Below are 25,660 nucleotides of genomic sequence, written 5' to 3' on the forward strand. Positions count from 1 at the left end.
GGTTTTTAGCCTACCTATAAGGAATTGAAACCCTGTAGCACCTTTGTAGTTATCTAAAACCTCAATGGGTTTTTAGCCTACCTATAAGGAATTGAAACTAATATCCTGAAACAAAGAAAAAACGCTGAATCTCAGGTTTTTAGCCTACCTATAAGGAATTGAAACTAGAGCCTTTTAATATTGCAAAGGAAAAGGTGCTTTCGGTTTTTAGCCTACCTATAAGGAATTGAAACATCGCTTAAATTGTTCTTCTGTTAATTCATTCTCTGGTTTTTAGCCTACCTATAAGGAATTGAAACAGTATTAAAAATTAAGGAGGTTTAAAAAATGGAAAAGTTTTTAGCCTACCTATCCTGAAAATAGTGTCTCTCAAAAAGGCAACAAAAAACTAAACCCATACCGATGTAAAAATATGGGATAAATAAATGGTTAATAAAGTTAAATTAAAAGTTAAGACACTGCAGATTCGACCGTGACCTTAAGGCCTAAAGACTCTAGCTTTTTTAAAGATTGACGAATAATCATATTACGCTTTTTCTCTTCATAATAAGTAGGACCTAATTCAATATATGGTTGCTTTTGCTTGAGAATATGATAAACTATAATTAAAATGCTATGTGCCACTGCAACTGCTGCACGGTTTGCTCCTCTTCGAGCAGCGATGCGGTGGTACTGACTTGAGAGATAAGTATCTTTTGCCCTTGAGGCAGCTCTGGCAGCTTCAATAAGAGAGCTTCGCAATTTTTGGTTACCTTTTCGAGTTCTTGCAGACTTTTGTTTACCAGCACTTTCATTATGACCTGGACACAACCCTGCCCAAGAACACAAATGGGCAGCAGAGGGGAACTGTTCCATATTCGTGCCGATTTCGGCTATTATTTGTTCTGCAGTTCTTCTTCCGACTCCAGGGATTGTATCCAGCAGTGCCAGGTCTTTTTCAAAAGGGAGCATTCGATTTTTAATTTCTTCGTCTAATTTTGCTATTTCTTCATCAAGGTAATCAATATGTCTAAGCTGTATTTCCAGAAGCATCCTTTGGTGATGATTGATCAAGCCTTTTAAAGCGCGTTTTAGTTCATCCATTTTATTTTTAGCTTGCCTTGAGAAAGCTCAGCCAGGGTTTCGGGATTTTCTTCACCATTTATAATAGCCTCAAGTATAGAACGACTGGATGCCCCGTTGATATCAGAGACTACCGAAGACAGTTTGATATTAGCTCCTTCTAAAACCTTTTGTATGCGATTAAGTTCTCTTGATTTTTCTTCAATGAGGCTTTTTCTATAGCGTACAAGCTCGCGAAGTTCTCTTTGTTCACGATCTGGCACAAAGCTGCCTTGCAAAAGGCCATGTTGTAAGAGACTTGCTATCCACTCAGCATCTTTTACATCGGTTTTTCTACCAGGGACATTTTTAATATGCTTAGCATTGACGAGTAGGATTTTAATGCTCTCAAGCTCAAGTAGATTGTAAATAGGTTTCCAATAAGAGCCGGTACTTTCCATAGCAACAACAGAACAACCTTTAGCTTTAATAAATTCTTTTAATGCAATAAGGTCATCGGTCATAGTTGAAAAAGTGCGGATTTCTTTACCTTCTGGTGTTATTATACAAGCTACGACATTCTTTTTATGGACATCTAATCCGCAAACGTGAGAGTAAACTAAATCCATGAAAGAGCCAACTCCTTTTTTAAAATTTGAACGATAGCGACTGTAAAATTGAAGAGCTGGTGCAACAACCATAAGGGGTTATTCTATCCTGCGTGCTTCCCGTAAAGGGAGCAACAATCTGTGGTGCACCTGGTCGTTGGAGTCTGTCTATGAGTCGGGCTCAAAGCACCAAGGTAAGAACGACCTTTCTTCACCAGCCGCTGTACTGATTATATCATCAAAAAAGGACATTTTCATCCTCTGCTGGTGCCGCATTTGCGGCATGGGAGTCTATAAGGAATTGAAACCTAATTTGCTTTAAGCTTGTTGCTACAAGATAGACCTTGGTTTTTAGCCTACCTATAAGGAATTGAAACCGCCGAGGTCTTCTCCTGTCGCGATATAATGCGACAGGGTTTTTAGCCTACCTATAAGGAATTGAAACGGCAATAGTTTTATTACGTCCAAAACAAACTAAAAGGTTTTTAGCCTACCTATAAGGAATTGAAACAAAGGGCGGTTAAACTGCCTGAAAACGGCATAGTGGGGTTTTTAGCCTACCTATAAGGAATTGAAACCATGGAAGCAGCAGCCGAGGCCACAGGTGGAGTTTATGGTTTTTAGCCTACCTATAAGGAATTGAAACATGCACCTTGCTTTAGGAGTGCATAAGCCTCTCTCCCGGTTTTTAGCCTACCTATAAGGAATTGAAACTAAAGCAAAAAACCAGTGGCTTTGCTGCAAGGGTTGAGTTTTTAGCCTACCTATAAGGAATTGAAACAGCTGTTGTTTTGACATATTCATCATCCTTTCTGAAGTTTTTAGCCTACCTATAAGGAATTGAAACTGACATTGTCTTCTTTAATTACCTTTCTTATGAAATCCGGTTTTTAGCCTACCTATAAGGAATTGAAACGCAGGCAACCCAAAGCGGATGCATTTATGGATTGGGTTTTTAGCCTACCTATAAGGAATTGAAACATTAAGTTGTTGGGCCATGATATCAGGGGCAATAACGTTTTTAGCCTACCTATAAGGAATTGAAACTAAGAACCTGTCATAATCTTTTCATTCTTATTTCTAGTTTTTAGCCTACCTATAAGGAATTGAAACAAGGAATTTTGGCTAATAAGCTTGAAAACTTCCATCGTTTTTAGCCTACCTATAAGGAATTGAAACCAAAAATTCTGTACTTTATACCGTTGATTTTTTTATGGTTTTTAGCCTACCTATAAGGAATTGAAACTACGCAGTACATACAGCAAAGAAGCAGATATTACAGGGTTTTTAGCCTACCTATAAGGAATTGAAACTAGCACCGGCATCCAGTAATCATCATGGAAATTATGAGGTTTTTAGCCTACCTATAAGGAATTGAAACCCATGACGTGGCGGCATCATTACAATAAGACGATTAAGGTTTTTAGCCTACCTATAAGGAATTGAAACTCTACCGTGACGGGTCGGTGGTCCAGCCGACCGAATAGGTTTTTAGCCTACCTATAAGGAATTGAAACGTCCATCTTTTTATATTAGCCATCATTATCACCTCAACGTTTTTAGCCTACCTATAAGGAATTGAAACTGGATTACGTGGGCATAGAGAACAAGGTTGACGCCAGTTTTTAGCCTACCTATAAGGAATTGAAACCATAGGCCGTGGCTGGGCCGGTATCGGGTATAACGGTTTTTAGCCTACCTATAAGGAATTGAAACGGTATATAAACGTCTACGACAATGATGAAGATGTATGTTTTTAGCCTACCTATAAGGAATTGAAACAGAGGAACAATTGGAATGTATGAAATAGGACAAAGAGTTTTTAGCCTACCTATCCTGAAAATAGTGTCTCTCAAAAAGGCAACAAAAAACTAAACCCATACCGATGTAAAAATATGGGATAAATAAATGGTTAATAAAGTTAAATTAAAAGTTAAGACACTGCAGATTCGACCGTGACCTTAAGGCCTAAAGACTCTAGCTTTTTTAAAGATTGACGAATAATCATATTACGCTTTTTCTCTTCATAATAAGTAGGACCTAATTCAATATATGGTTGCTTTTGCTTGAGAATATGATAAACTATAATTAAAATGCTATGTGCCACTGCAACTGCTGCACGGTTTGCTCCTCTTCGAGCAGCGATGCGGTGGTACTGACTTGAGAGATAAGTATCTTTTGCCCTTGAGGCAGCTCTGGCAGCTTCAATAAGAGAGCTTCGCAATTTTTGGTTACCTTTTCGAGTTCTTGCAGACTTTTGTTTACCAGCACTTTCATTATGACCTGGACACAACCCTGCCCAAGAACACAAATGGGCAGCAGAGGGGAACTGTTCCATATTCGTGCCGATTTCGGCTATTATTTGTTCTGCAGTTCTTCTTCCGACTCCAGGGATTGTATCCAGCAGTGCCAGGTCTTTTTCAAAAGGGAGCATTCGATTTTTAATTTCTTCGTCTAATTTTGCTATTTCTTCATCAAGGTAATCAATATGTCTAAGCTGTATTTCCAGAAGCATCCTTTGGTGATGATTGATCAAGCCTTTTAAAGCGCGTTTTAGTTCATCCATTTTATTTTTTAGCTTGCCTTTGAGAAAGCTCAGCCAGGGTTTCGGGATTTTCTTCACCATTTATAATAGCCTCAAGTATAGAACGACTGGATGCCCCGTTGATATCAGAGACTACCGAAGACAGTTTGATATTAGCTCCTTCTAAAACCTTTTGTATGCGATTAAGTTCTCTTGATTTTTCTTCAATGAGGCTTTTTCTATAGCGTACAAGCTCGCGAAGTTCTCTTTGTTCACGATCTGGCACAAAGCTGCCTTGCAAAAGGCCATGTTGTAAGAGACTTGCTATCCACTCAGCATCTTTTACATCGGTTTTTCTACCAGGGACATTTTTAATATGCTTAGCATTGACGAGTAGGATTTTAATGCTCTCAAGCTCAAGTAGATTGTAAATAGGTTTCCAATAAGAGCCGGTACTTTCCATAGCAACAACAGAACAACCTTTAGCTTTAATAAATTCTTTTAATGCAATAAGGTCATCGGTCATAGTTGAAAAAGTGCGGATTTCTTTACCTTCTGGTGTTATTATACAAGCTACGACATTCTTTTATGGACATCTAATCCGCAAACATGAGAATAAACTAAATCCATGAAAGAACCAACTCCTTTTTTAAAATTTGAACGATAGCGACTGTAAAATTGAAGAGCTGGTGCAACAACCATAAGGGGTTATTCTATCCTGCGTGCTTCCCGTAAAGGGAGCAACAATCTGTGGTGCACCTGGTCGTTGGAGTCTGTCTATGAGTCGGGCTCAAAGCACCAAGGTAAGAACGACCTTTCTTCACCAGCCGCTGTACTGATTATATCATCAAAAAAGGACATTTTCATCCTCTGCTGGTGCCGCATTTGCGGCATGGGAGTCTATAAGGAATTGAAACTTCGCCATGTGGCTTCGTAGTTTATAACCGCAATCCGTTTTTAGCCTACCTATCCTGAAAATAGTGTCTCTCAAAAAGGCAACAAAAAACTAAACCCATACCGATGTAAAAATATGGGATAAATAAATGGTTAATAAAGTTAAATTAAAAGTTAAGACACTGCAGATTCGACCGTGACCTTAAGGCCTAAAGACTCTAGCTTTTTTAAAGATTGACGAATAATCATATTACGCTTTTTCTCTTCATAATAAGTAGGACCTAATTCAATATATGGTTGCTTTTGCTTGAGAATATGATAAACTATAATTAAAATGCTATGTGCCACTGCAACTGCTGCACGGTTTGCTCCTCTTCGAGCAGCGATGCGGTGGTACTGACTTGAGAGATAAGTATCTTTTGCCCTTGAGGCAGCTCTGGCAGCTTCAATAAGAGAGCTTCGCAATTTTTGGTTACCTTTTCGAGTTCTTGCAGACTTTTGTTTACCAGCACTTTCATTATGACCTGGACACAACCCTGCCCAAGAACACAAATGGGCAGCAGAGGGGAACTGTTCCATATTCGTGCCGATTTCGGCTATTATTTGTTCTGCAGTTCTTCTTCCGACTCCAGGGATTGTATCCAGCAGTGCCAGGTCTTTTTCAAAAGGGAGCATTCGATTTTTAATTTCTTCGTCTAATTTTGCTATTTCTTCATCAAGGTAATCAATATGTCTAAGCTGTATTTCCAGAAGCATCCTTTGGTGATGATTGATCAAGCCTTTTAAAGCGCGTTTTAGTTCATCCATTTTATTTTTTAGCTTGCCTTGAGAAAGCTCAGCCAGGGTTTCGGGATTTTCTTCACCATTTATAATAGCCTCAAGTATAGAACGACTGGATGCCCCGTTGATATCAGAGACTACCGAAGACAGTTTGATATTAGCTCCTTCTAAAACCTTTTGTATGCGATTAAGTTCTCTTGATTTTTCTTCAATGAGGCTTTTTCTATAGCGTACAAGCTCGCGAAGTTCTCTTTGTTCACGATCTGGCACAAAGCTGCCTTGCAAAAGGCCATGTTGTAAGAGACTTGCTATCCACTCAGCATCTTTTACATCGGTTTTTCTACCAGGGACATTTTTAATATGCTTAGCATTGACGAGTAGGATTTTAATGCTCTCAAGCTCAAGTAGATTGTAAATAGGTTTCCAATAAGAGCCGGTACTTTCCATAGCAACAACAGAACAACCTTTAGCTTTAATAAATTCTTTTAATGCAATAAGGTCATCGGTCATAGTTGAAAAAGTGCGGATTTCTTTACCTTCTGGTGTTATTATACAAGCTACGACATTCTTTTTATGGACATCTAATCCGCAAACATGAGAATAAACTAAATCCATGAAAGAACCAACTCCTTTTTTAAAATTTGAACGATAGCGACTGTAAAATTGAAGAGCTGGTGCAACAACCATAAGGGGTTATTCTATCCTGCGTGCTTCCCGTAAAGGGAGCAACAATCTGTGGTGCACCTGGTCGTTGGAGTCTGTCTATGAGTCGGGCTCAAAGCACCAAGGTAAGAACGACCTTTCTTCACCAGCCGCTGTACTGATTATATCATCAAAAAAGGACATTTTCATCCTCTGCTGGTGCCGCATTTGCGGCATGGGAGTCTATAAGGAATTGAAACAGGTCAAACCTGGGGCAAAGACTTACGACGGGAAAGTTTTTAGCCTACCTATAAGGAATTGAAACTGCCATCACCTATCATACTATCTCCATCCACTCTTAGTTTTTAGCCTACCTATAAGGAATTGAAACCCATCTCAGACCGTGCAGAAAGCAACTTGTCTAATTGGTTTTTAGCCTACCTATAAGGAATTGAAACAACTATGACATATAAAATTTAATGTGCCTTGTGGAGGTTTTTAGCCTACCTATAAGGAATTGAAACCCAGTACCGTAGCTTCCTACAAATATGATGCCTACTCGTTTTTAGCCTACCTATAAGGAATTGAAACTTTCCCTCTATATATTCAACAGGTTCAGGATATTTACGGTTTTTAGCCTACCTATAAGGAATTGAAACTTGAAAGTAAATTAGGAGAAAGATTTCGTGCAAGAAGGTTTTTAGCCTACCTATAAGGAATTGAAACCGTGTTCCCAAAAAAGTGGACATGGTTCTTGTTCTTCGTTTTTAGCCTACCTATAAGGAATTGAAACATTATTTGCTCAATAGCCGAGCAGAGAACGGATTTGCCTGTTTTTAGCCTACCTATAAGGAATTGAAACTTTCCTCTCGGACCGCCCCATCCATTACAGCAGCCGGTTTTTAGCCTACCTATAAGGAATTGAAACCATGCTCTCTCTGTAGTTGTGCGGCTGTTCCCGGTGGGGTTTTTAGCCTACCTATAAGGAATTGAAACTCTACCAATGCATGGACGATATGCAGGACACCTGGGTTTTTAGCCTACCTATAAGGAATTGAAACGCGAACCCATACTGCAAAGCCTCTTCTGCTGTCATCGTTTTTAGCCTACCTATAAGGAATTGAAACATGCTTCCATCTTTTTTCGCCTCCTCAGTATCTTTCCGTTTTTAGCCTACCTATAAGGAATTGAAACACAATAAGGCGATCCCGGCGCTGATTGATTTAAACGGGTTTTTAGCCTACCTATAAGGAATTGAAACGTTAATACGGCCGGCATGTTTGTCTTGCGAAGCACGGTTTTTAGCCTACCTATAAGGAATTGAAACCCTCGGACGATGCTAAAGCAACTCTTTCACCTTGCAGGTTTTTAGCCTACCTATAAGGAATTGAAACCAGAAAAGTGTATCATTGTGTATCATGTTTCTTGAGTTTGGTTTTTAGCCTACCTATAAGGAATTGAAACCACATTTCAGCAATTCTCGATACTATTGCATCGCCTGGTTTTTAGCCTACCTATAAGGAATTGAAACGAAGAAGAGGAATAGAGAGGGTTTACTCCCTCTCTTCGTTTTTAGCCTACCTATAAGGAATTGAAACTTTTGTCCGAGGGACTTGGTCTAAACGTGGACAGCGAGTTTTTAGCCTACCTATAAGGAATTGAAACAGATCTTTTTGAGGACAATTACCTTTCCGTCTATATGTTTTTAGCCTACCTATAAGGAATTGAAACTGTGTATTACATTGCCTTGTTTATCAAGTGGTTGTATAGTTTTTAGCCTACCTATAAGGAATTGAAACTTACGTGCGCAAAGATGGCAGCATCTTCCGAGGCAGAGGTTTTTAGCCTACCTATAAGGAATTGAAACATTATCTCTTGAAGCGCCTTTGCAGTGTCGAATTTTTGTTTTTAGCCTACCTATAAGGAATTGAAACTTTGGAATTCCTTTAGGCGCTCGAACTCACCCATCTGGTTTTTAGCCTACCTATAAGGAATTGAAACAAATACTCGCCGGCGCGAACCTTAATCTTCACCGGCCAGTTTTTAGCCTACCTATAAGGAATTGAAACCCCATAACCTTGGGAACACAAATTATATGGTGAACATGTTTTTAGCCTACCTATAAGGAATTGAAACAGAAACTCGCAGAACCCGGCCAACCTGCTGGCTATAGGTTTTTAGCCTACCTATAAGGAATTGAAACATAAAAAAGTTCCCCGTTGTTACCTCATGTTGCTGTGTTTTTAGCCTACCTATAAGGAATTGAAACCAAGATAAATGGGATAGCCTTGTTGAGGCAGCAAAAAGTTTTTAGCCTACCTATAAGGAATTGAAACCCAACGCTCCCGGTGGTCTTGCGCTGTTCTGGAGTAGTTTTTAGCCTACCTATAAGGAATTGAAACATGTCTAACCTATCAAGTACGTCTTTTATTGCTTGGTTTTTAGCCTACCTATAAGGAATTGAAACTGGATAGCAAAGGCAAGTGCAGAACTGGATAAAAAGAGTTTTTAGCCTACCTATCCTGAAAATAGTGTCTCTCAAAAAGGCAACAAAAAACTAAACCCATACCGATGTAAAAATATGGGATAAATAAATGGTTAATAAAGTTAAATTAAAAGTTAAGACACTGCAGATTCGACCGTGACCTTAAGGCCTAAAGACTCTAGCTTTTTTAAAGATTGACGAATAATCATATTACGCTTTTTCTCTTCATAATAAGTAGGACCTAATTCAATATATGGTTGCTTTTGCTTGAGAATATGATAAACTATAATTAAAATGCTATGTGCCACTGCAACTGCTGCACGGTTTGCTCCTCTTCGAGCAGCGATGCGGTGGTACTGACTTGAGAGATAAGTATCTTTTGCCCTTGAGGCAGCTCTGGCAGCTTCAATAAGAGAGCTTCGCAATTTTTGGTTACCTTTTCGAGTTCTTGCAGACTTTTGTTTACCAGCACTTTCATTATGACCTGGACACAACCCTGCCCAAGAACACAAATGGGCAGCAGAGGGGAACTGTTCCATATTCGTGCCGATTTCGGCTATTATTTGTTCTGCAGTTCTTCTTCCGACTCCAGGGATTGTATCCAGCAGTGCCAGGTCTTTTTCAAAAGGGAGCATTCGATTTTTAATTTCTTCGTCTAATTTTGCTATTTCTTCATCAAGGTAATCAATATGTCTAAGCTGTATTTCCAGAAGCATCCTTTGGTGATGATTGATCAAGCCTTTTAAAGCGCGTTTTAGTTCATCCATTTTATTTTTTAGCTTGCCTTGAGAAAGCTCAGCCAGGGTTTCGGGATTTTCTTCACCATTTATAATAGCCTCAAGTATAGAACGACTGGATGCCCCGTTGATATCAGAGACTACCGAAGACAGTTTGATATTAGCTCCTTCTAAAACCTTTTGTATGCGATTAAGTTCTCTTGATTTTTCTTCAATGAGGCTTTTTCTATAGCGTACAAGCTCGCGAAGTTCTCTTTGTTCACGATCTGGCACAAAGCTGCCTTGCAAAAGGCCATGTTGTAAGAGACTTGCTATCCACTCAGCATCTTTTACATCGGTTTTTCTACCAGGGACATTTTTAATATGCTTAGCATTGACGAGTAGGATTTTAATGCTCTCAAGCTCAAGTAGATTGTAAATAGGTTTCCAATAAGAGCCGGTACTTTCCATAGCAACAACAGAACAACCTTTAGCTTTAATAAATTCTTTTAATGCAATAAGGTCATCGGTCATAGTTGAAAAAGTGCGGATTTCTTTACCTTCTGGTGTTATTATACAAGCTACGACATTCTTTTTATGGACATCTAATCCGCAAACATGAGAATAAACTAAATCCATGAAAGAACCAACTCCTTTTTTAAAATTTGAACGATAGCGACTGTAAAATTGAAGAGCTGGTGCAACAACCATAAGGGGTTATTCTATCCTGCGTGCTTCCCGTAAAGGGAGCAACAATCTGTGGTGCACCTGGTCGTTGGAGTCTGTCTATGAGTCGGGCTCAAAGCACCAAGGTAAGAACGACCTTTCTTCACCAGCCGCTGTACTGATTATATCATCAAAAAAGGACATTTTCATCCTCTGCTGGTGCCGCATTTGCGGCATGGGAGTCTATAAGGAATTGAAACCCTATCAGCTCCGGTGGCACCCCAAACGCAATAGCGTTTTTAGCCTACCTATAAGGAATTGAAACGATAGCCTTCAGCTATTAACTTTGCCGCTTCCAATTGGTTTTTAGCCTACCTATAAGGAATTGAAACGCTGGTGCTTATTATTGGAAAGGATATAAACAAGCAGTTTTTAGCCTACCTATAAGGAATTGAAACCGCTGTCGTCTTTGTTAAAGGACCTGTACCCTGCAGTTTTTAGCCTACCTATAAGGAATTGAAACAGATATTGTTCAATATTGCATTTATCTCCGCTTCGCTTGTTTTTAGCCTACCTATAAGGAATTGAAACTGTAGAAAATGTCAAAAAACATCAAAAAGGAGGTGTGGTTTTTAGCCTACCTATAAGGAATTGAAACAGTAAATACGGGAACAGAAGCAGCACCCGTGTGGAGTTTTTAGCCTACCTATAAGGAATTGAAACCATTGCCACTACTTGCAGCAGCAGGAGCATCTATAAGTTTTTAGCCTACCTATAAGGAATTGAAACCGTAGAAATAGACCCACCATTTCATCCAGACACACACGTTTTTAGCCTACCTATAAGGAATTGAAACCTGATTGAGTACTAGGGAGGGAGAGAGATGTATCCGTTTTTAGCCTACCTATAAGGAATTGAAACAGCGCTTGAGGATGCATACATGAATAATACAATTTTAGTTTTTAGCCTACCTATAAGGAATTGAAACCGCCCAAAATGGCGCTTAAAACGGCTGCAAATTTGTCGTTTTTAGCCTACCTATAAGGAATTGAAACCCAGCCTGTAATGCAGGGTCGCCTACAAATCCGACGTGTTTTTAGCCTACCTATAAGGAATTGAAACTTCTTTAGATATACTTAAAAGCAATGTAGAGAAAGGTGGTTTTTAGCCTACCTATAAGGAATTGAAACCGAGTGAAAAGATGATACCATGTCGCTTTGAAATGAGGTTTTTAGCCTACCTATAAGGAATTGAAACTCCCTAGTAGTTTAGCCATATCAGCTTGTTTTAAAGTTTTTAGCCTACCTATAAGGAATTGAAACAGCTCTTTCATTAATTTTGCAGCTTTGTCTGTCGGAGTTTTTAGCCTACCTATAAGGAATTGAAACTTGCCAAGCTGTTTTGCTAATTTGCTCATTTTTGCCGTTTTTAGCCTACCTATAAGGAATTGAAACTCGATATAATAGCTCTAAACGTTTGGCTTTGCTTTGTGTTTTTAGCCTACCTATAAGGAATTGAAACATATCCTCGCCAGATACACATTGCTCGCTAACATACAGGCGTTTTTAGCCTACCTATAAGGAATTGAAACTAACGCAGACGTGGGAGGTTGCCGTGGATTCGGTTGGTTTTTAGCCTACCTATAAGGAATTGAAACTCATAATCTATCAAACCGCTTGCTATTGCAAGCATGAGTTTTTAGCCTACCTATAAGGAATTGAAACACATTGTTTGTAGTTTTGGTATGTTCTGTTGTATACGTTTTTAGCCTACCTATAAGGAATTGAAACTATCATTCCAACTACCAACTTTTGTTAAATAATATTCTCGTTTTTAGCCTACCTATAAGGAATTGAAACTATGCTGCATACGTCGAATACGGCACAAAAAAGATGGGTTTTTAGCCTACCTATAAGGAATTGAAACCCATGTTGGTTTTACGCTCAATCTCGGTTACGTAGAAAGTTTTTAGCCTACCTATCCTGAAAATAGTGTCTCTCAAAAAGGCAACAAAAAACTAAACCCATACCGATGTAAAAATATGGGATAAATAAATGGTTAATAAAGTTAAATTAAAAGTTAAGACACTGCAGATTCGACCGTGACCTTAAGGCCTAAAGACTCTAGCTTTTTTAAAGATTGACGAATAATCATATTACGCTTTTTCTCTTCATAATAAGTAGGACCTAATTCAATATATGGTTGCTTTTGCTTGAGAATATGATAAACTATAATTAAAATGCTATGTGCCACTGCAACTGCTGCACGGTTTGCTCCTCTTCGAGCAGCGATGCGGTGGTACTGACTTGAGAGATAAGTATCTTTTGCCCTTGAGGCAGCTCTGGCAGCTTCAATAAGAGAGCTTCGCAATTTTTGGTTACCTTTTCGAGTTCTTGCAGACTTTTGTTTACCAGCACTTTCATTATGACCTGGACACAACCCTGCCCAAGAACACAAATGGGCAGCAGAGGGGAACTGTTCCATATTCGTGCCGATTTCGGCTATTATTTGTTCTGCAGTTCTTCTTCCGACTCCAGGGATTGTATCCAGCAGTGCCAGGTCTTTTTCAAAAGGGAGCATTCGATTTTTAATTTCTTCGTCTAATTTTGCTATTTCTTCATCAAGGTAATCAATATGTCTAAGCTGTATTTCCAGAAGCATCCTTTGGTGATGATTGATCAAGCCTTTTAAAGCGCGTTTTAGTTCATCCATTTTATTTTTTAGCTTGCCTTGAGAAAGCTCAGCCAGGGTTTCGGGATTTTCTTCACCATTTATAATAGCCTCAAGTATAGAACGACTGGATGCCCCGTTGATATCAGAGACTACCGAAGACAGTTTGATATTAGCTCCTTCTAAAACCTTTTGTATGCGATTAAGTTCTCTTGATTTTTCTTCAATGAGGCTTTTTCTATAGCGTACAAGCTCGCGAAGTTCTCTTTGTTCACGATCTGGCACAAAGCTGCCTTGCAAAAGGCCATGTTGTAAGAGACTTGCTATCCACTCAGCATCTTTTACATCGGTTTTTCTACCAGGGACATTTTTAATATGCTTAGCATTGACGAGTAGGATTTTAATGCTCTCAAGCTCAAGTAGATTGTAAATAGGTTTCCAATAAGAGCCGGTACTTTCCATAGCAACAACAGAACAACCTTTAGCTTTAATAAATTCTTTTAATGCAATAAGGTCATCGGTCATGGTTGAAAAGGTGCGGATTTCTTTACCTTCCGGTGTTATTATACAAGCTACGACGCTCTTTTTATGGACATCTAATCCGCAAACGTGAGAATAAACTAAATCCATAAAAGAACCAGTTCCTTTTTTAATATTTGTACGATAGCGACTTTAATATTGAAGAGCTGGTGCAACAACCATAATGGGTTATCTGATTTAATGGTTTTAGGTCCTGTGATCTAATTCATTTATAAACGGGGTGAGGATATGAAAAAGGTAGTTGCCATAGGAGGAGGAGAGATTTCAAAATTTGAAACTTTTAAGATAGATGAAGAAATAGTCAAACTAACTGACAAGGCTAAGCCAAAAGCCCTTTTTGTACCAACGGCAAGTGGCGAACCTGAAGCGTATTGTGATAATTTTGACTTTGTCTATGGTAAAATGCTTGGATGTGAGACAGATATTTTATTCTTGATAAAAGATGATCCTGATAGTTCACAGATAGAGAAGAAGATCTCATGGGCAGATTTGATTTATGTCGGTGGTGGTAACACAAAAAGGATGATGGAGATCTGGAGATCGAAAGGTGTCGATAAGATGCTTATCGATGCTTATCAAAGAGGAACGGTACTTTCAGGGTTGAGTGCGGGAGCCATATGCTGGTTCAAATATGGATTCAGCGATTCACAGAGATTTGAAAATCAAGAAAACTGGCATTACACTAAAGTTGAAGGATTAGGGCTTTTCGATGCAATACTATGTCCTCATCTTAACGAGGAAAATAGAAGGGAACTTTTTGAGAAATTCATGATAGATTTCGAAGGAGTGGGTATAGGACTAGAAAATGGTTGCGCAATTGAAATCGTAGACGATACTTTTAAAATCATAAATTCTTTTGAAAATGCACATGCCTATGTGTTCAGAAGAAGTGAAAATAAATTGTTTGTGGATGAGATAAGGCATCGTGATTATATTCCATTCAATTTGCTGATTTAAATATAACAGGTTTTTAGCCTACATATAAGGAATTGAAATTAGGTAAAGGCATATAAAACATGAAGAAGAGACTATAGTTTTAAACTTTTATTAAAATTTCAAACAAAATAGAAAGGTTAATTGAAAATAGAAAAGATTAAACATTTTTTAATGATGAACAATTGGAGGTATTTAAAAATTAGGTAAACCAATCGAAGATAGGGAATATTCAGATGACAAGATAATGTAGTTAGAGTCATTAATAGCTGATAAGTTTATGTATTCCGGTTTTGATGAGGATTAAAAATAGTTTAATTAAAAAATATAAAAAACTTTTATAGGTGATACTATGGAATTTGAGGTTACAGGGGCATTGATGCAAAGTTATACCATTTGTAAAAGGCAAGTTTGGCTTATGGCACATCAGATAGTGCCTGACCAAGAACATCCTTATATTGAAATAGGTAGGCTTATTGATGAAAATTCTTATCAAAGGGATAGAAAAAAGATTCATTTTGAAAATGTGGTATTAGACCTTGTGAGAATGGAAAAAGATAATATTTTAATTGGCGAGGTAAAGAAAAGTTCAAAAGCGGAAGATAGTGCTAAAATGCAACTTTTATTTTATCTCTACAAGTTAAAGCAAAGCGGAATAACTGCAAAAGGGCAACTTTTTTTTCCAGAAGAAAGGAAGAGGGAAGTAGTAGAACTTACACCAGAATTTGAAAGAGAAGTTATAAAGGCAATTGAAGAAATTAAAGATATAGTATATAAAGAAAAGCCACCTGCTTTTATAAAAATTCCATATTGTAAAAATTGTGGGTATAAGGAGTTTTGTATGTCATGAAAAAAACGATTTATATTTTTTCAGATGGGGAATTAAAAAGAAAAGATAATACTCTATTTTTTGAAGGAGAAAATGGAAGAAAATTTATACCAGTAGAAAATACTTCTGAAATAATGGTTTTTGGAGAAGTAAGCCTTAACAAAAGACTTCTTGAGTTTTTAACACAATCAGAGATTATACTTCATTTTTTCAATCATTATGGATATTATGTAGGGTCTTATTATCCAAGAGAACATTTAAACTCAGGCTATATGATATTAAGACAAGCTGAGCACTATAATGATGAAAGTAAAAGGCTTTATCTTGCTCAAAAATTTGTCGAAGGAGCTTATAAGAATATAAGGCAAGTTTTGAAATATTATTCAAATAGAGGCAAAGATTTGGAAGATGTCATTTATTCCATAGAAAAATTAGGGGAGAGCGTTGATTCAACTTCTACAATAAATGAATTAATGGCAATAGAAGGTAATATTAGGGAATATTATTATAAGGCTTTTGATGAGATAATTCAAAACCCAGATTTTAAGTTTGACTTTAGAAGCAAAAGACCACCTCAAAATTTTTTGAATACATTGATAAGCTTTGGAAATTCTTTGATGTATACGACAACTTTAAGTGAAATATACAAAACCCACTTAGACCCGAGAATAGGTTTTTTGCATGCGACCAATTTTAGACGTTTTTCTTTAAATCTTGATGTTTCAGAGATTTTTAAGCCTATCATTGTAGATAGGACTATATTTACCTTGCTTAGCAAAAAAATGGTTACTAAAGAAGACTTTGAAGAAGATGCAGAAGGATTATTACTTAAAGAAAAAGGGAAAAAAGTATTTGTGCAGGAATTTGAAGATAAGCTTGCTACAACTATTAAACACAGGAATCTTTCTAACAATGTTTCTTATAGAAGACTTATAAGGTTAGAGCTGTATAAATTGGAAAAACACTTGATTGAAGAAGAACAGTACAAGCCTTTTATTGCACAATGGTAAATTTAGGTGATAAGATATGTTTTTAATTTTAGTATACGATGTGAATGAAAAAAGGGTCAATAAAGTCTTAAAAACTTGCAGAAAATACCTTCACTGGGTTCAAAATTCTGTTTTAGAAGGCGAAATATCAGAAGCCAATCTTAAAAAACTAAAAATAGAGCTTTCAAGAATAATAGACAAAGATGAGGATTCAGTTATTTTTTATATTTTACGGACTACCAAATATTCTGAAAGAGAAATCCTTGGGCTTAGAAAAGGTGGAGAAGACATAATTATATAAAATTTACATTTCAAAGCAAATAAAGACAAAAATTTAACAAAGCAGGAATTGACTATTTTATGTCGAATTTAATAGTTATGAACATTATTTTAAAATACACTGCACAAAAGGAGTGATATAATGGAGCTTACAAAGCCAATAAAAATAGGCAATTTAAGTTTAAAAAATCGGGTAGTAATGGCGCCTGTTAAAACTGGTTATGCTACACCAGAGGGACAGGTTACAGAGGAGCTAATTCAATATTATGTAAATAGGGCAAAAGGGGGAGTGGGTTTAATTGTTTTAGAATCAGCATATGTAGACCTCTCAGGGAAAGAAATTCCGCGTCAATTAGGTATTTATGATGATTCAATGGTAGAGGGGCTTCGCCGCCTTATTACCCCCCTACAGGAGGCTGGTAGCAAAGTCGCAGTTTATATTAATCATGCAGGGCGGATAGCAAATCCAATGGTAACTAAATTACCCCTTATCGCACCTTCTTCAATAGCTTGTCCAACTATTGGAGTTGAACCACAAGGAATACCTCATGAGGACATAAAGAAATGGCAAAATACTTACGTAAAAGCTGCTGTCAGAGCTTATGAAGCTGGTGCAGATGCATTGGAAATTCAATTTGGACATGGTTATCTCATTCACCAGTTTTTGTCACCTCATACTAACAAGAGAGAGGATGAATATGGTGGCAGTTTTGAGAATAGAATTCGCTTTGGGATGGAAATATTAGATGAAATAAAGAAAGAGATAGGTGCTGATTTTCCAATTATTGTACGCATTAGTGCTGATGAATTTGTGCCGGGAGGTTGGGCATTAGAGGATGCAATCCGTCTGGCTAAAATATTAGAAGATAAAGGTGTTGCTGCTATTGATGTTTCTTTAGGAAGTAGCTGTGAGTCTGGTGCTATTACATTGCAAACTTTGGGAACGCAAAAAGGATTGGCATGGGAATTTGCTTCAAAAATAAAAAAACAGGTCAATATTCCTGTTATCGCTGTTGGGCGAATCAATACGCCAGAATTGGCAGAAGAAATATTGGTATCAGGCAAAGCTGATTTAGTTGCTCTTGGACGTCCTTTGGTGGCTGATCCGCTATTTGTAGAAAAAGCTACCTCAGGACGCAGCAAGGAAATACGCCGTTGTGCTGCTTGTCACCAAGGCTGTTTAGATGAATTAAGAGCAGGACGCCGTTTTGGTTGTAATTTCAACCCATCAGTTGGCAAGGAGGAGGAAATCGAAATACAAAAAGCACCTCAACCTGGAAAGAAAGTATTTATCATTGGTGCTGGACTTGCAGGCTTGGAAGCAGCTTATACTGCTGCTGCAAGAGGACATAAAGTATACATTTATGAGGAAAAAGGAGAGATCGGAGGTCAAGTTTTGCCCGGTTCTGTTCCTCCTCACAAAGAAGAATTGAAAGGCATCGTGGAATACTATAAAGAGGTACTTCCAAAGGTTGGTGTCACTTTAAATCTTAATCATAAAGTTACAGCAGAAGAAATAGCAAAATGGGAGGCTGACGAAGTCGTCTTTGCGACAGGAGGACAGCCAATTGTACCACCTATTCCCGGACTTAAAGAATACGGCTTTTTGACAGCTGTGGAAGTATTAAGAGGAGAAAAACAAGCAGGCGATAAAGTTGCTATAATTGGTGGCGGCTTGATAGGCATGGAAACTGCTGATTATCTCTCAGAACAAGGCAAAAAGGTAATGGTTATTGAGCTTTTGGAGGAAGTAGCAAGAGACATGGGAGTTTTTGAGAAGATTCTCATTATGAAGCGCTTAAAAGAACGAGGTGTTGAAATTTATGTAAAAACTCGTTTAAAGGAAGTAGGAAAGGCCCTTTTGGTGGAGACACCTGAAGGGGAAAAAGAGCTGCCACTTCCCGATACTATAGTTTTAGCCGTAGGTTTAAAACCAGATCCTTCGCTTTACGAAGAGGTTAGTAAGATTTTACCACAAGAAAAGCTTCATGTTATAGGAGATGCTAAAGAAGTGAGAAAGATTGTTCACGCTATTTCTGAGGGACGTAATTTAGGTCTTTCCCTATAAGAGGGGTTATTCCCCTCTTATATTTTTAAATTATCAACTTATCCACAAATGTATGTGAATATGTTGATAATTTAATGTTGAAAGTCTTTCTGCTAGAATTATGAGGAATTTTTGAGCTATGAAAAATTTGCACACAGATCGAATGTGAATAATTACTTTTCCTTTAAAAAGAAAATTTCTTCACTTGCCTTAGAAAAATTGTTATAATTAATTGTGATAGCAAAAGAAAGGGGGATACCCGCAATGCGGGTATATTGGCTATGAAGTTTTGTTCCTTGAGGTCAGGAAGCAGTGGAAATGCTATTTACATAAATCATAAAGATGTACATATACTTGTTGATGCGGGTTTAAGCGGTAGAACAATTGAAAAAGCATTACTTAACATAGGGATAAACCCTAAAAGTCTATCTGCCATTCTTATAACTCATGAGCATAAAGATCATATTATCGGAGCCGGGGTACTTTCAAGGAGATACAATATACCTATATATGCCAATAAAGCTACATGGGAGGTAATGGAGAAAGACATAAAAGAAATTTCCGAAAAAAACAAACTCTATTTTACCACAGGAGAAGAATTTGAAATTGGGGATGTAAAAATAATGCCCTTTAAAAAGTCTCATGATGCCGTGGAACCGGTAGGTTTTTCCTTTAAATGTGGAGATAAAAAAATTTCCATTGCTACTGATTTAGGATACATGACGAGAGGTGTTGCAAATCATCTTATAGGTTCCGATATAGTACTTTTAGAAGCAAACCATGATATAGAAATGCTTATCAATGGTTCATATCCATGGCCTCTTAAAAAAAGGATTTTATCTAATTTAGGGCATCTTTCTAATGATGCTGCAGCAGACACTCTCATGAAGCTGTTTAAAATGAAAGCGATAGGGATAGCTTTTTTAGGCCATTTAAGCCAAAATAACAACAGACCAGAACTTGCCTTTGCGACTGTTACAAATGTACTTAAAAAATCAGGAGTAAAATTTGAGGTGCGTATGGCTTTAAGAAATATTGAAAGTGATTTAGTAGAAATATAAACAGGGCCTATTTTGCGAGGCCCTGTTTTTGTATGTGCGCCCGGCATGGGCGATAACTAGGCGGTGAAAGTCCGCTGTGGGCTTGGTAGTGGGAACCACTAGCCAAGAGCAAGGGTGTCCATCGTGAGGTGGAATCTGAAGGAAGCTTAAGGCAAAATCTCGGTCTGATGAATAAGAACCAGATAAGAGGCTGAATTGGGATGGATGAGTTTGCGTAACAAAACGAAGTCCAACACTACCCGAATCCCATACAGTAAATCTGGCAGATATATGAGATGAAAGTTATCGTTCTTACCCGGGGAGGTCTCAAGGATAAGTCATGGGAGTAAAATCTGAAGTGACAACCCATGCAGTGATGTATGGCTGAACCTTGAGAAGTCAGCAGAGGTCATAGTACTTATCTAGACATGAATAGATAAGGAAGGACCGAACGTTAGGAGGTTTTGGAAATCTTATGGACTCGAAAGATATGCAGAGACTGCAGACAACTCAACAAAGAGGCTATCCGTTGAATAGAGAAATGGAATTTCAAAAGACAACGGAAGTGCATAGTATATCATCGGCGTCGGAAGATGGAAGAAACGAGGTACAAAGATATACCAGCAAGATGCTTGAAATGATAGTAGAACGAGGGAACATGGAAGCAGCATACAAGCGCGTTGTTGCAAATAAAGGAAGCCATGGAGTCGATGGGATGGAAGTAGATGAACTTCTACCGTATCTCAAAGAAAACTGGGCAACCATAAAACAACAACTGCTGGAGGGGAAATACAAACCACAACCAGTGCGAAGAGTAGAAATTTCCAAACCAGATGGAGGAGTAAGACTACTAGGAATACCTACAGCACTAGATAGGCTAATACAACAAGCAATAGCCCAAATACTAAATAGAGTCTACAACCATACATTTTCTGATAGCAGTTATGGATTTAGACCAGGACGCAGTGCAAAAGACGCAATAAAAGCCGCAGAAGCATATATAAATGAAGGATATACATGGGTTGTAGATATGGACTTAGAAAAGTTCTTTGACAGAGTAAACCACGACATAATAATGTCCAAACTAGAAAAGCGGATAGGAGACAAAAGAGTACTAAAGTTAATAAGAAGATACTTAGAATCAGGAGTAATGATAAACGGAATCAAAGTATCAACAGAAGAAGGAACACCCCAAGGAGGGCCATTAAGTCCCCTATTAGCAAACATAATGTTGGACGAACTAGACAAAGAACTTGAAAAGAGAGGACACAAATTCTGTCGGTACGCAGATGACTGCAACATATATGTAAAAAGCAGGTCTGCAGGAAACAGAGTAATGAAGAGCATAAAGAAATTCATAGAAAGCAAATTAAAATTAAAAATCAATGAAGCAAAAAGTGCTGTAGATAGACCATGGAGAAGAAAATTTCTTGGATTTTCATTCTACACAAAAGAAAACGAAGTAAGAATAAGAATCCATGAAAAATCCATCAAAAGGTTTAAGGAAAAAGTAAGAGAAATAACCAATCGGAACAAGGGAATAAGCATGGAAAACAGAATAAAAAGACTAAATCAAATAACAACAGGATGGGTCAACTATTTTGGATTAGCAGACGCAAAAAGCATAATGAAAACCCTTGACGAATGGATAAGGCGAAGACTAAGGGCATGTATATGGAAACAATGGAAGAAGATAAAAACGAAGCATGATAACCTAGTAAAACTAGGAGTAGAAGAACAAAAAGCCTGGGAATACGCCAATACAAGGAAAGGCTACTGGAGAATATCCAATAGCCCAATCCTAAATAAGACTCTTACAAATAAATACTTTGAAAGCATAGGTTATAAGAGTTTATCCCAAAGATATCTAATTGTACACAATTCCTAATGAACCGCCGTATACCGAACGGTACGTACGGTGGTGTGAGAGGACGCTGAATAAAATAATTATTCAGCTCCTACTCGATTATTATTGCTGTCCATGGTACACCTGGAGCTTTAAATTTTCAATATTAGTTTTTTGTTTAGTAAACGTAAACCGCTATTGATTTTTATAATTTAATGTGATAAAATGTATTCCATATATGGAGTAATGTTTATACAACAAAAACAGTGGAGGTGAAATCCATGGGAGAAGATGGAAAACTCTATATAATAAGAGAAGAAATCCTTTCGGACTCTCTTAAAAAGACTTTAAAAGTGAAAGAATTATTAGAATCGGGCAAAGTGAAAACCATCAATGAAGCAGTAAAACAAGTAGGTATATCTCGCAGTGCTTTTTACAAGTATAGAGATTATGTTTTTCCTTTTTCTAAGTTTAGCAAAGGAAAAATCATAACTTTATCTATGGTGTTAGACCATATGCCAGGAGTGCTTTCTTCTATTTTGGACGTGGTAGCAAATGCGAGGGGGAATGTTGTCACCATAAATCAAAGTATGCCTTCTATGGGGGTTGCCAGCGTAACTATTTCTATTGATACCCAGTACATGGAAATGAGTTTGGAAAATTTCCTTGAGAAATTATCCAGTCAAAACGGAGTTAGGAAAATAGAAATTTTAGGAGAATGAGAGGGATTGAGAATGAAGATAGGACTAATGGGCCTTGGCACAGTTGGAACAGGTGTAGTTCATTTAATCAACCAAAACGGTAAAAACATTGAAAAAAAGATAGGTGAAAAGATTGAGATAAAGAAGATACTTGTGAAAGACCCCAATAAAAAGAGGACACCTCTTGCAGAGGGAAAAATAACTTTTGATGCAAATGATATTTTAGAAGATGAAGAAATAGATGTAGTGGTAGAAGTGATGGGGAAAGAACATCCTGCTTTAGAATATATCATAAAAGCTCTCAAAAAAGGTAAGCATGTTGTCACTGCAAACAAAGAAGTCATAGCAGTTCACGGTAAAGAGCTAATAAAACTTGCGACAGAAAATAAAGTAAGTCTTCTCTATGAAGCATCAGTTGGTGGTGGTATTCCCATCATCAGGCCATTAAAACAATGTCTTGCGGCAAATAAAATATACGAAATCAAAGGAATATTAAACGGAACTACAAATTATATATTAACAGAAATGAAAGAAAAAGGTTTTGACTTTGAAGAAGTCTTAAAGGAGGCTCAGCAAAAGGGTTACGCAGAAGCAGACCCGACAGATGACGTGGAAGGTTTTGATGCGGCAAGAAAACTTGCTATACTGTCCACTTTAGCTTTTAACAAATTCATTTTGCCTGAAAAAATTTACACAAAAGGTATAAAGTCTATTTCTAAATCTGACATAAAATATGCGGAAGAATTGGGGTACAATGTAAAACTCATTGCTTACGCAAAAATTGATGAAGAAGACCGTTTAGAAGCGTGGGTACATCCTGTCATGATAAAGAAAGATAATCCTTTAAACGGTGTAAATGGGGTTTTTAACGCTATTTTAGTTGATGGAAATGCAGTAGGGGAAGTCATGTTTTATGGTCAAGGTGCAGGTATGATGCCTACTGCCAGCGCAGTTGTTGCGGACATAATGGATGTAAAAAACCATATTGTAATTCAAAATGGGTGCGAAGATGGAGACCTTCTCCCTATTGTGGATACTGTATCCAAATATTATATAAGACTCATAGCCTTTGATAAACCTGGCGTAATGAGCAAAATTACTGGTATATTAGGAGATAAGGGAATAAGTCTTTTGTCTGTGGTGCAGAAAGGGGTTTTGGGAGATACTGCGGAGATTGTTTTGATCACTCATATTGCGAATACAGGGAAGGTATTTGAAGCCTTAGAGGAAATACAAAATCTGAAGGAAGTAGAATGTATAGAAAGTGTCATAAGAGTAGAGGGGGAATAATTAATGGGATGGGAAGGTCTAATAAAAGCATATAGAGAATTTATGCCTAAAATAAAAGAGGAAAACATAGTTACATTAAAAGAAGGTAATACACCTCTTTATGAGGCTGTAAATCTTCAAAAGCTTTTTCCAGGCATAAAAATATATCTGAAATACGAAGGATTAAACCCAACAGGTTCTTTTAAAGACAGGGGCATGACTGTAGCAGTGTCGCAGGCAAAAGAAGAAGGTTCTAATGCAGTTGTGTGTGCTTCAACAGGAAATACTTCTGCTTCTGCAGCTGCCTATGCAGCAAAGGCAGGACTTAAGAGCATTGTACTTATACCCGGCGGCAAAATTGCTTTAGGAAAGCTTGCTCAAGCCATTGCTTATGGTGCTAAAGTCATTGCTATAGATGGAAACTTTGATGATGCTTTAAGATTAGTCAGAGAAATTTCACAAAAATTCCCTATAACGCTGGTTAATTCCATAAATCCATATAGGTTGGAAGGACAAAAGACAGCTTCTTTTGAAATATGTGACGAACTTAAAGATGCTCCTTCTTATGTTGCGCTTCCTGTGGGAAATGCGGGGAATATAACAGCCTATTGGATGGGATTTAAAGAATATTATAATGCAAAAAGAATAACGAGGCTTCCTAAAATGTTAGGTTTTCAGGCGGCTGGAGCTGCACCTATAGTTGAAAACAGAGTAATTGAAAAACCTGAGACTATTGCAACAGCGATACGAATAGGTAATCCAGCCAGCTGGGAAAAGGCAGTTGCTGCAAGAGATGAGTCAGGTGGACTCATTGACAAAGTCACAGATGAAGAAATACTGGAGGCTTATGCGCTTTTAGCTAAGAGCGAAGGAATTTTTGCAGAGCCTGCTTCAGCAGCTTCTATTGCAGGAGTTATTAAGAAATACAAGGAAGGATTTTTTAAAGAAGGAGAATCTGTTGTTTGTGTCTTGACGGGAAATGGATTAAAAGATCCAGATACTGCTGTTAAATTAGGTGGCGAGATAAAAACGATAGAGGCGAATCTAAAAGCATTGGAGGAAGTTTTATATGGAGAGTGACATGGTAAAGGTAAAAGTTCCAGCCTCTTCTGCAAACTTAGGGCCCGGTTTTGACTCTATAGGAGTAGCACTAAATTTGTATACAGAAATTTCTATGGGATTTATAGAAGAAGGGCTCTTGATAGAGGTTTCAGGAGAGGACTATAAAGAAATTGAAACAACTGAGAATAATCTTGTCTATAAAGCGGCTAAAAAAGTTTTTGAAAAAACTGAGACACAATATGAGGGATTAAAAATAGAGATAAAAAATGGTATTCCGATAGGTAGTGGTCTTGGAAGTAGTGCGGCAGCAATAATTGGCGGAATGCTAGCAGCAAATGAACTTGCAGGGGGTATTTTAACACATAAGGAAATTTTAGACCTTGCGGCTTCTATGGAAGGACATGCCGATAATGTAGCTCCTGCTCTAAATGGAGGACTGAATGTAACGGTTTTTGACGGTAATACTACTTATTATGTAAAAAAAGAATTAGAAGAAGAATTAAAATTTATTGCCTTTACTCCCAAAAAACTTTTAAAAACAGAGATTGCAAGAAATATATTGCCCCAAAAAATAGATTTTAAAGATGCTGTATTCAATACAGGTAGGTCTTCTCTTTTAACAGCAGCTTTGTTTAGTGGAAGGTACGATTTGTTAAAGATTGCTTCTCAAGATATGCTACATCAAAAATATCGCTCTAAACTTATACCTGAAATGTATGCCTGTTTTGAAAAAGCTTTAGAAGCAGGTGCTTATTCTGTTTTTTTAAGTGGAGCAGGCCCCACAATTATGGCTATTTGTCCAGAGGAAAAGGTAAAAAGAGTAGTTTATGAAGTAAGCAAGGTATATATTGACCGGGGAATAGACTATAGAGTGTATAAACTTCACTGCGAAAATAACGGTGCCCAAGTTTTGAAGGCTTCTCTATCAATATAGAGGAGCTTTTTTTAATTATAATATTTATTTTTTTAAAATAAGTGTATGATAGGTTTAAAAAATAATAGAAAATGTTTCTTTACTTATTACTGGGATGGAAAACAGAGACAAAAAGTATTTACCAAAATAATAAAAACAGATAATAAATACTTAAATTTTAAAATA

General features: G+C 37.4%; 14 protein-coding genes, 2 pseudogenes and 4 CRISPR repeat arrays (1 of these 20 running past the window's edge). Of the genes and pseudogenes, 11 read left to right on the forward strand and 5 right to left on the reverse strand.

What is annotated here, in order from left to right:
- Window positions 1–299: a CRISPR direct-repeat array (repeat unit 30 nt; unit sequence GTTTTTAGCCTACCTATAAGGAATTGAAAC); it begins 2,873 nt to the left of the window's first position.
- A gap of 151 nt (window positions 300–450) precedes the next feature.
- The 5 genes and pseudogenes from THEBR_RS00650 to THEBR_RS00670 all read right to left on the reverse strand — a co-directional run bounded on the left by THEBR_RS00650 (window position 451) and on the right by THEBR_RS00670 (window position 13,656).
- A pseudogene (locus THEBR_RS00650) lies at window positions 451–1,670 on the reverse strand (IS110 family RNA-guided transposase).
- Between the two features lie 326 nt (window positions 1,671–1,996).
- Window positions 1,997–3,431: a CRISPR direct-repeat array (repeat unit 30 nt; unit sequence GTTTTTAGCCTACCTATAAGGAATTGAAAC).
- Between the two features lie 151 nt (window positions 3,432–3,582).
- A pseudogene (locus THEBR_RS00655) lies at window positions 3,583–4,803 on the reverse strand (IS110 family RNA-guided transposase).
- Window positions 4,804–5,241: 438 nt separating this feature from the next.
- Entirely contained in the window at window positions 5,242–6,462 is a 1,221-nt protein-coding gene (locus THEBR_RS00660) for an IS110 family RNA-guided transposase (protein WP_003869923.1), read from the reverse strand.
- A 322-nt stretch (window positions 6,463–6,784) separates the two neighbouring features.
- Window positions 6,785–8,956: direct repeats of the CRISPR family, unit length 30 nt; unit sequence GTTTTTAGCCTACCTATAAGGAATTGAAAC.
- A 152-nt stretch (window positions 8,957–9,108) separates the two neighbouring features.
- Window positions 9,109–10,329, reverse strand: a complete 1,221-nt coding sequence (locus THEBR_RS00665; RefSeq protein ID WP_003869923.1) for an IS110 family RNA-guided transposase — start codon at window positions 10,327–10,329, stop codon at window positions 9,109–9,111.
- A 322-nt stretch (window positions 10,330–10,651) separates the two neighbouring features.
- Window positions 10,652–12,282: direct repeats of the CRISPR family, unit length 30 nt; unit sequence GTTTTTAGCCTACCTATAAGGAATTGAAAC.
- Window positions 12,283–12,435: 153 nt separating this feature from the next.
- Complete coding sequence (locus tag THEBR_RS00670) at window positions 12,436–13,656, reverse strand: IS110 family RNA-guided transposase (RefSeq protein ID WP_012268884.1); 1,221 nt, start codon at window positions 13,654–13,656, stop codon at window positions 12,436–12,438.
- Between the two features lie 138 nt (window positions 13,657–13,794).
- On the opposite strand from THEBR_RS00670, the gene THEBR_RS00675 reads away from it, so the two are divergent.
- The 11 genes from THEBR_RS00675 to thrB all read left to right on the forward strand — a co-directional run bounded on the left by THEBR_RS00675 (window position 13,795) and on the right by thrB (window position 25,495).
- Entirely contained in the window at window positions 13,795–14,523 is a 729-nt protein-coding gene (locus THEBR_RS00675) for a peptidase E (RefSeq protein WP_009052111.1), read from the forward strand.
- A gap of 328 nt (window positions 14,524–14,851) precedes the next feature.
- Window positions 14,852–15,349 (forward strand): CRISPR-associated protein Cas4, encoded by a 498-nt coding sequence (gene cas4, locus THEBR_RS00680; protein WP_003867574.1) that lies wholly within the window; start codon window positions 14,852–14,854, stop codon window positions 15,347–15,349.
- Complete coding sequence (gene cas1b, locus THEBR_RS00685; RefSeq protein ID WP_004399636.1) at window positions 15,346–16,338, forward strand: type I-B CRISPR-associated endonuclease Cas1b; 993 nt, start codon at window positions 15,346–15,348, stop codon at window positions 16,336–16,338. Before cas4 ends, cas1b begins: the two co-directional genes overlap by 4 nt.
- Before the next feature lie 16 nt (window positions 16,339–16,354).
- Entirely contained in the window at window positions 16,355–16,618 is a 264-nt protein-coding gene (gene cas2, locus THEBR_RS00690) for a CRISPR-associated endonuclease Cas2 (protein WP_003871087.1), read from the forward strand.
- Window positions 16,619–16,738: 120 nt separating this feature from the next.
- Entirely contained in the window at window positions 16,739–18,664 is a 1,926-nt protein-coding gene (locus THEBR_RS00695) for an NAD(P)/FAD-dependent oxidoreductase (protein ID WP_012268885.1), read from the forward strand.
- A gap of 260 nt (window positions 18,665–18,924) precedes the next feature.
- A complete protein-coding gene (locus THEBR_RS00700; protein ID WP_003871085.1) occupies window positions 18,925–19,704 on the forward strand; it encodes an MBL fold metallo-hydrolase in 780 nt (259 codons plus the stop codon).
- A gap of 454 nt (window positions 19,705–20,158) precedes the next feature.
- Window positions 20,159–21,571, forward strand: coding sequence for a group II intron reverse transcriptase/maturase (ltrA, locus tag THEBR_RS00705; protein ID WP_012268886.1), 1,413 nt, complete (start codon window positions 20,159–20,161; stop codon window positions 21,569–21,571).
- A 239-nt stretch (window positions 21,572–21,810) separates the two neighbouring features.
- Window positions 21,811–22,251, forward strand: coding sequence for an ACT domain-containing protein (locus THEBR_RS00710; RefSeq protein ID WP_003867580.1), 441 nt, complete (start codon window positions 21,811–21,813; stop codon window positions 22,249–22,251).
- Between the two features lie 12 nt (window positions 22,252–22,263).
- Window positions 22,264–23,520 carry a homoserine dehydrogenase gene (locus THEBR_RS00715; protein WP_012268887.1) on the forward strand — a complete coding sequence of 419 codons (1,257 nt, stop codon included), beginning with the start codon at window positions 22,264–22,266 and terminating at the stop codon, window positions 23,518–23,520.
- Window positions 23,521–23,523: 3 nt separating this feature from the next.
- Window positions 23,524–24,579, forward strand: a complete 1,056-nt coding sequence (gene thrC, locus THEBR_RS00720) for a threonine synthase (protein WP_009052114.1) — start codon at window positions 23,524–23,526, stop codon at window positions 24,577–24,579.
- Window positions 24,569–25,495 (forward strand): homoserine kinase, encoded by a 927-nt coding sequence (gene thrB, locus THEBR_RS00725; protein WP_012268888.1) that lies wholly within the window; start codon window positions 24,569–24,571, stop codon window positions 25,493–25,495. Before thrC ends, thrB begins: the two co-directional genes overlap by 11 nt.
- The last annotated feature ends 165 nt before the right edge of the window (window positions 25,496–25,660 follow it).

Source organism: Thermoanaerobacter brockii subsp. finnii Ako-1, from assembly GCF_000175295.2.
In the GTDB taxonomy this organism is placed as follows: domain Bacteria; phylum Bacillota; class Thermoanaerobacteria; order Thermoanaerobacterales; family Thermoanaerobacteraceae; genus Thermoanaerobacter; species Thermoanaerobacter pseudethanolicus.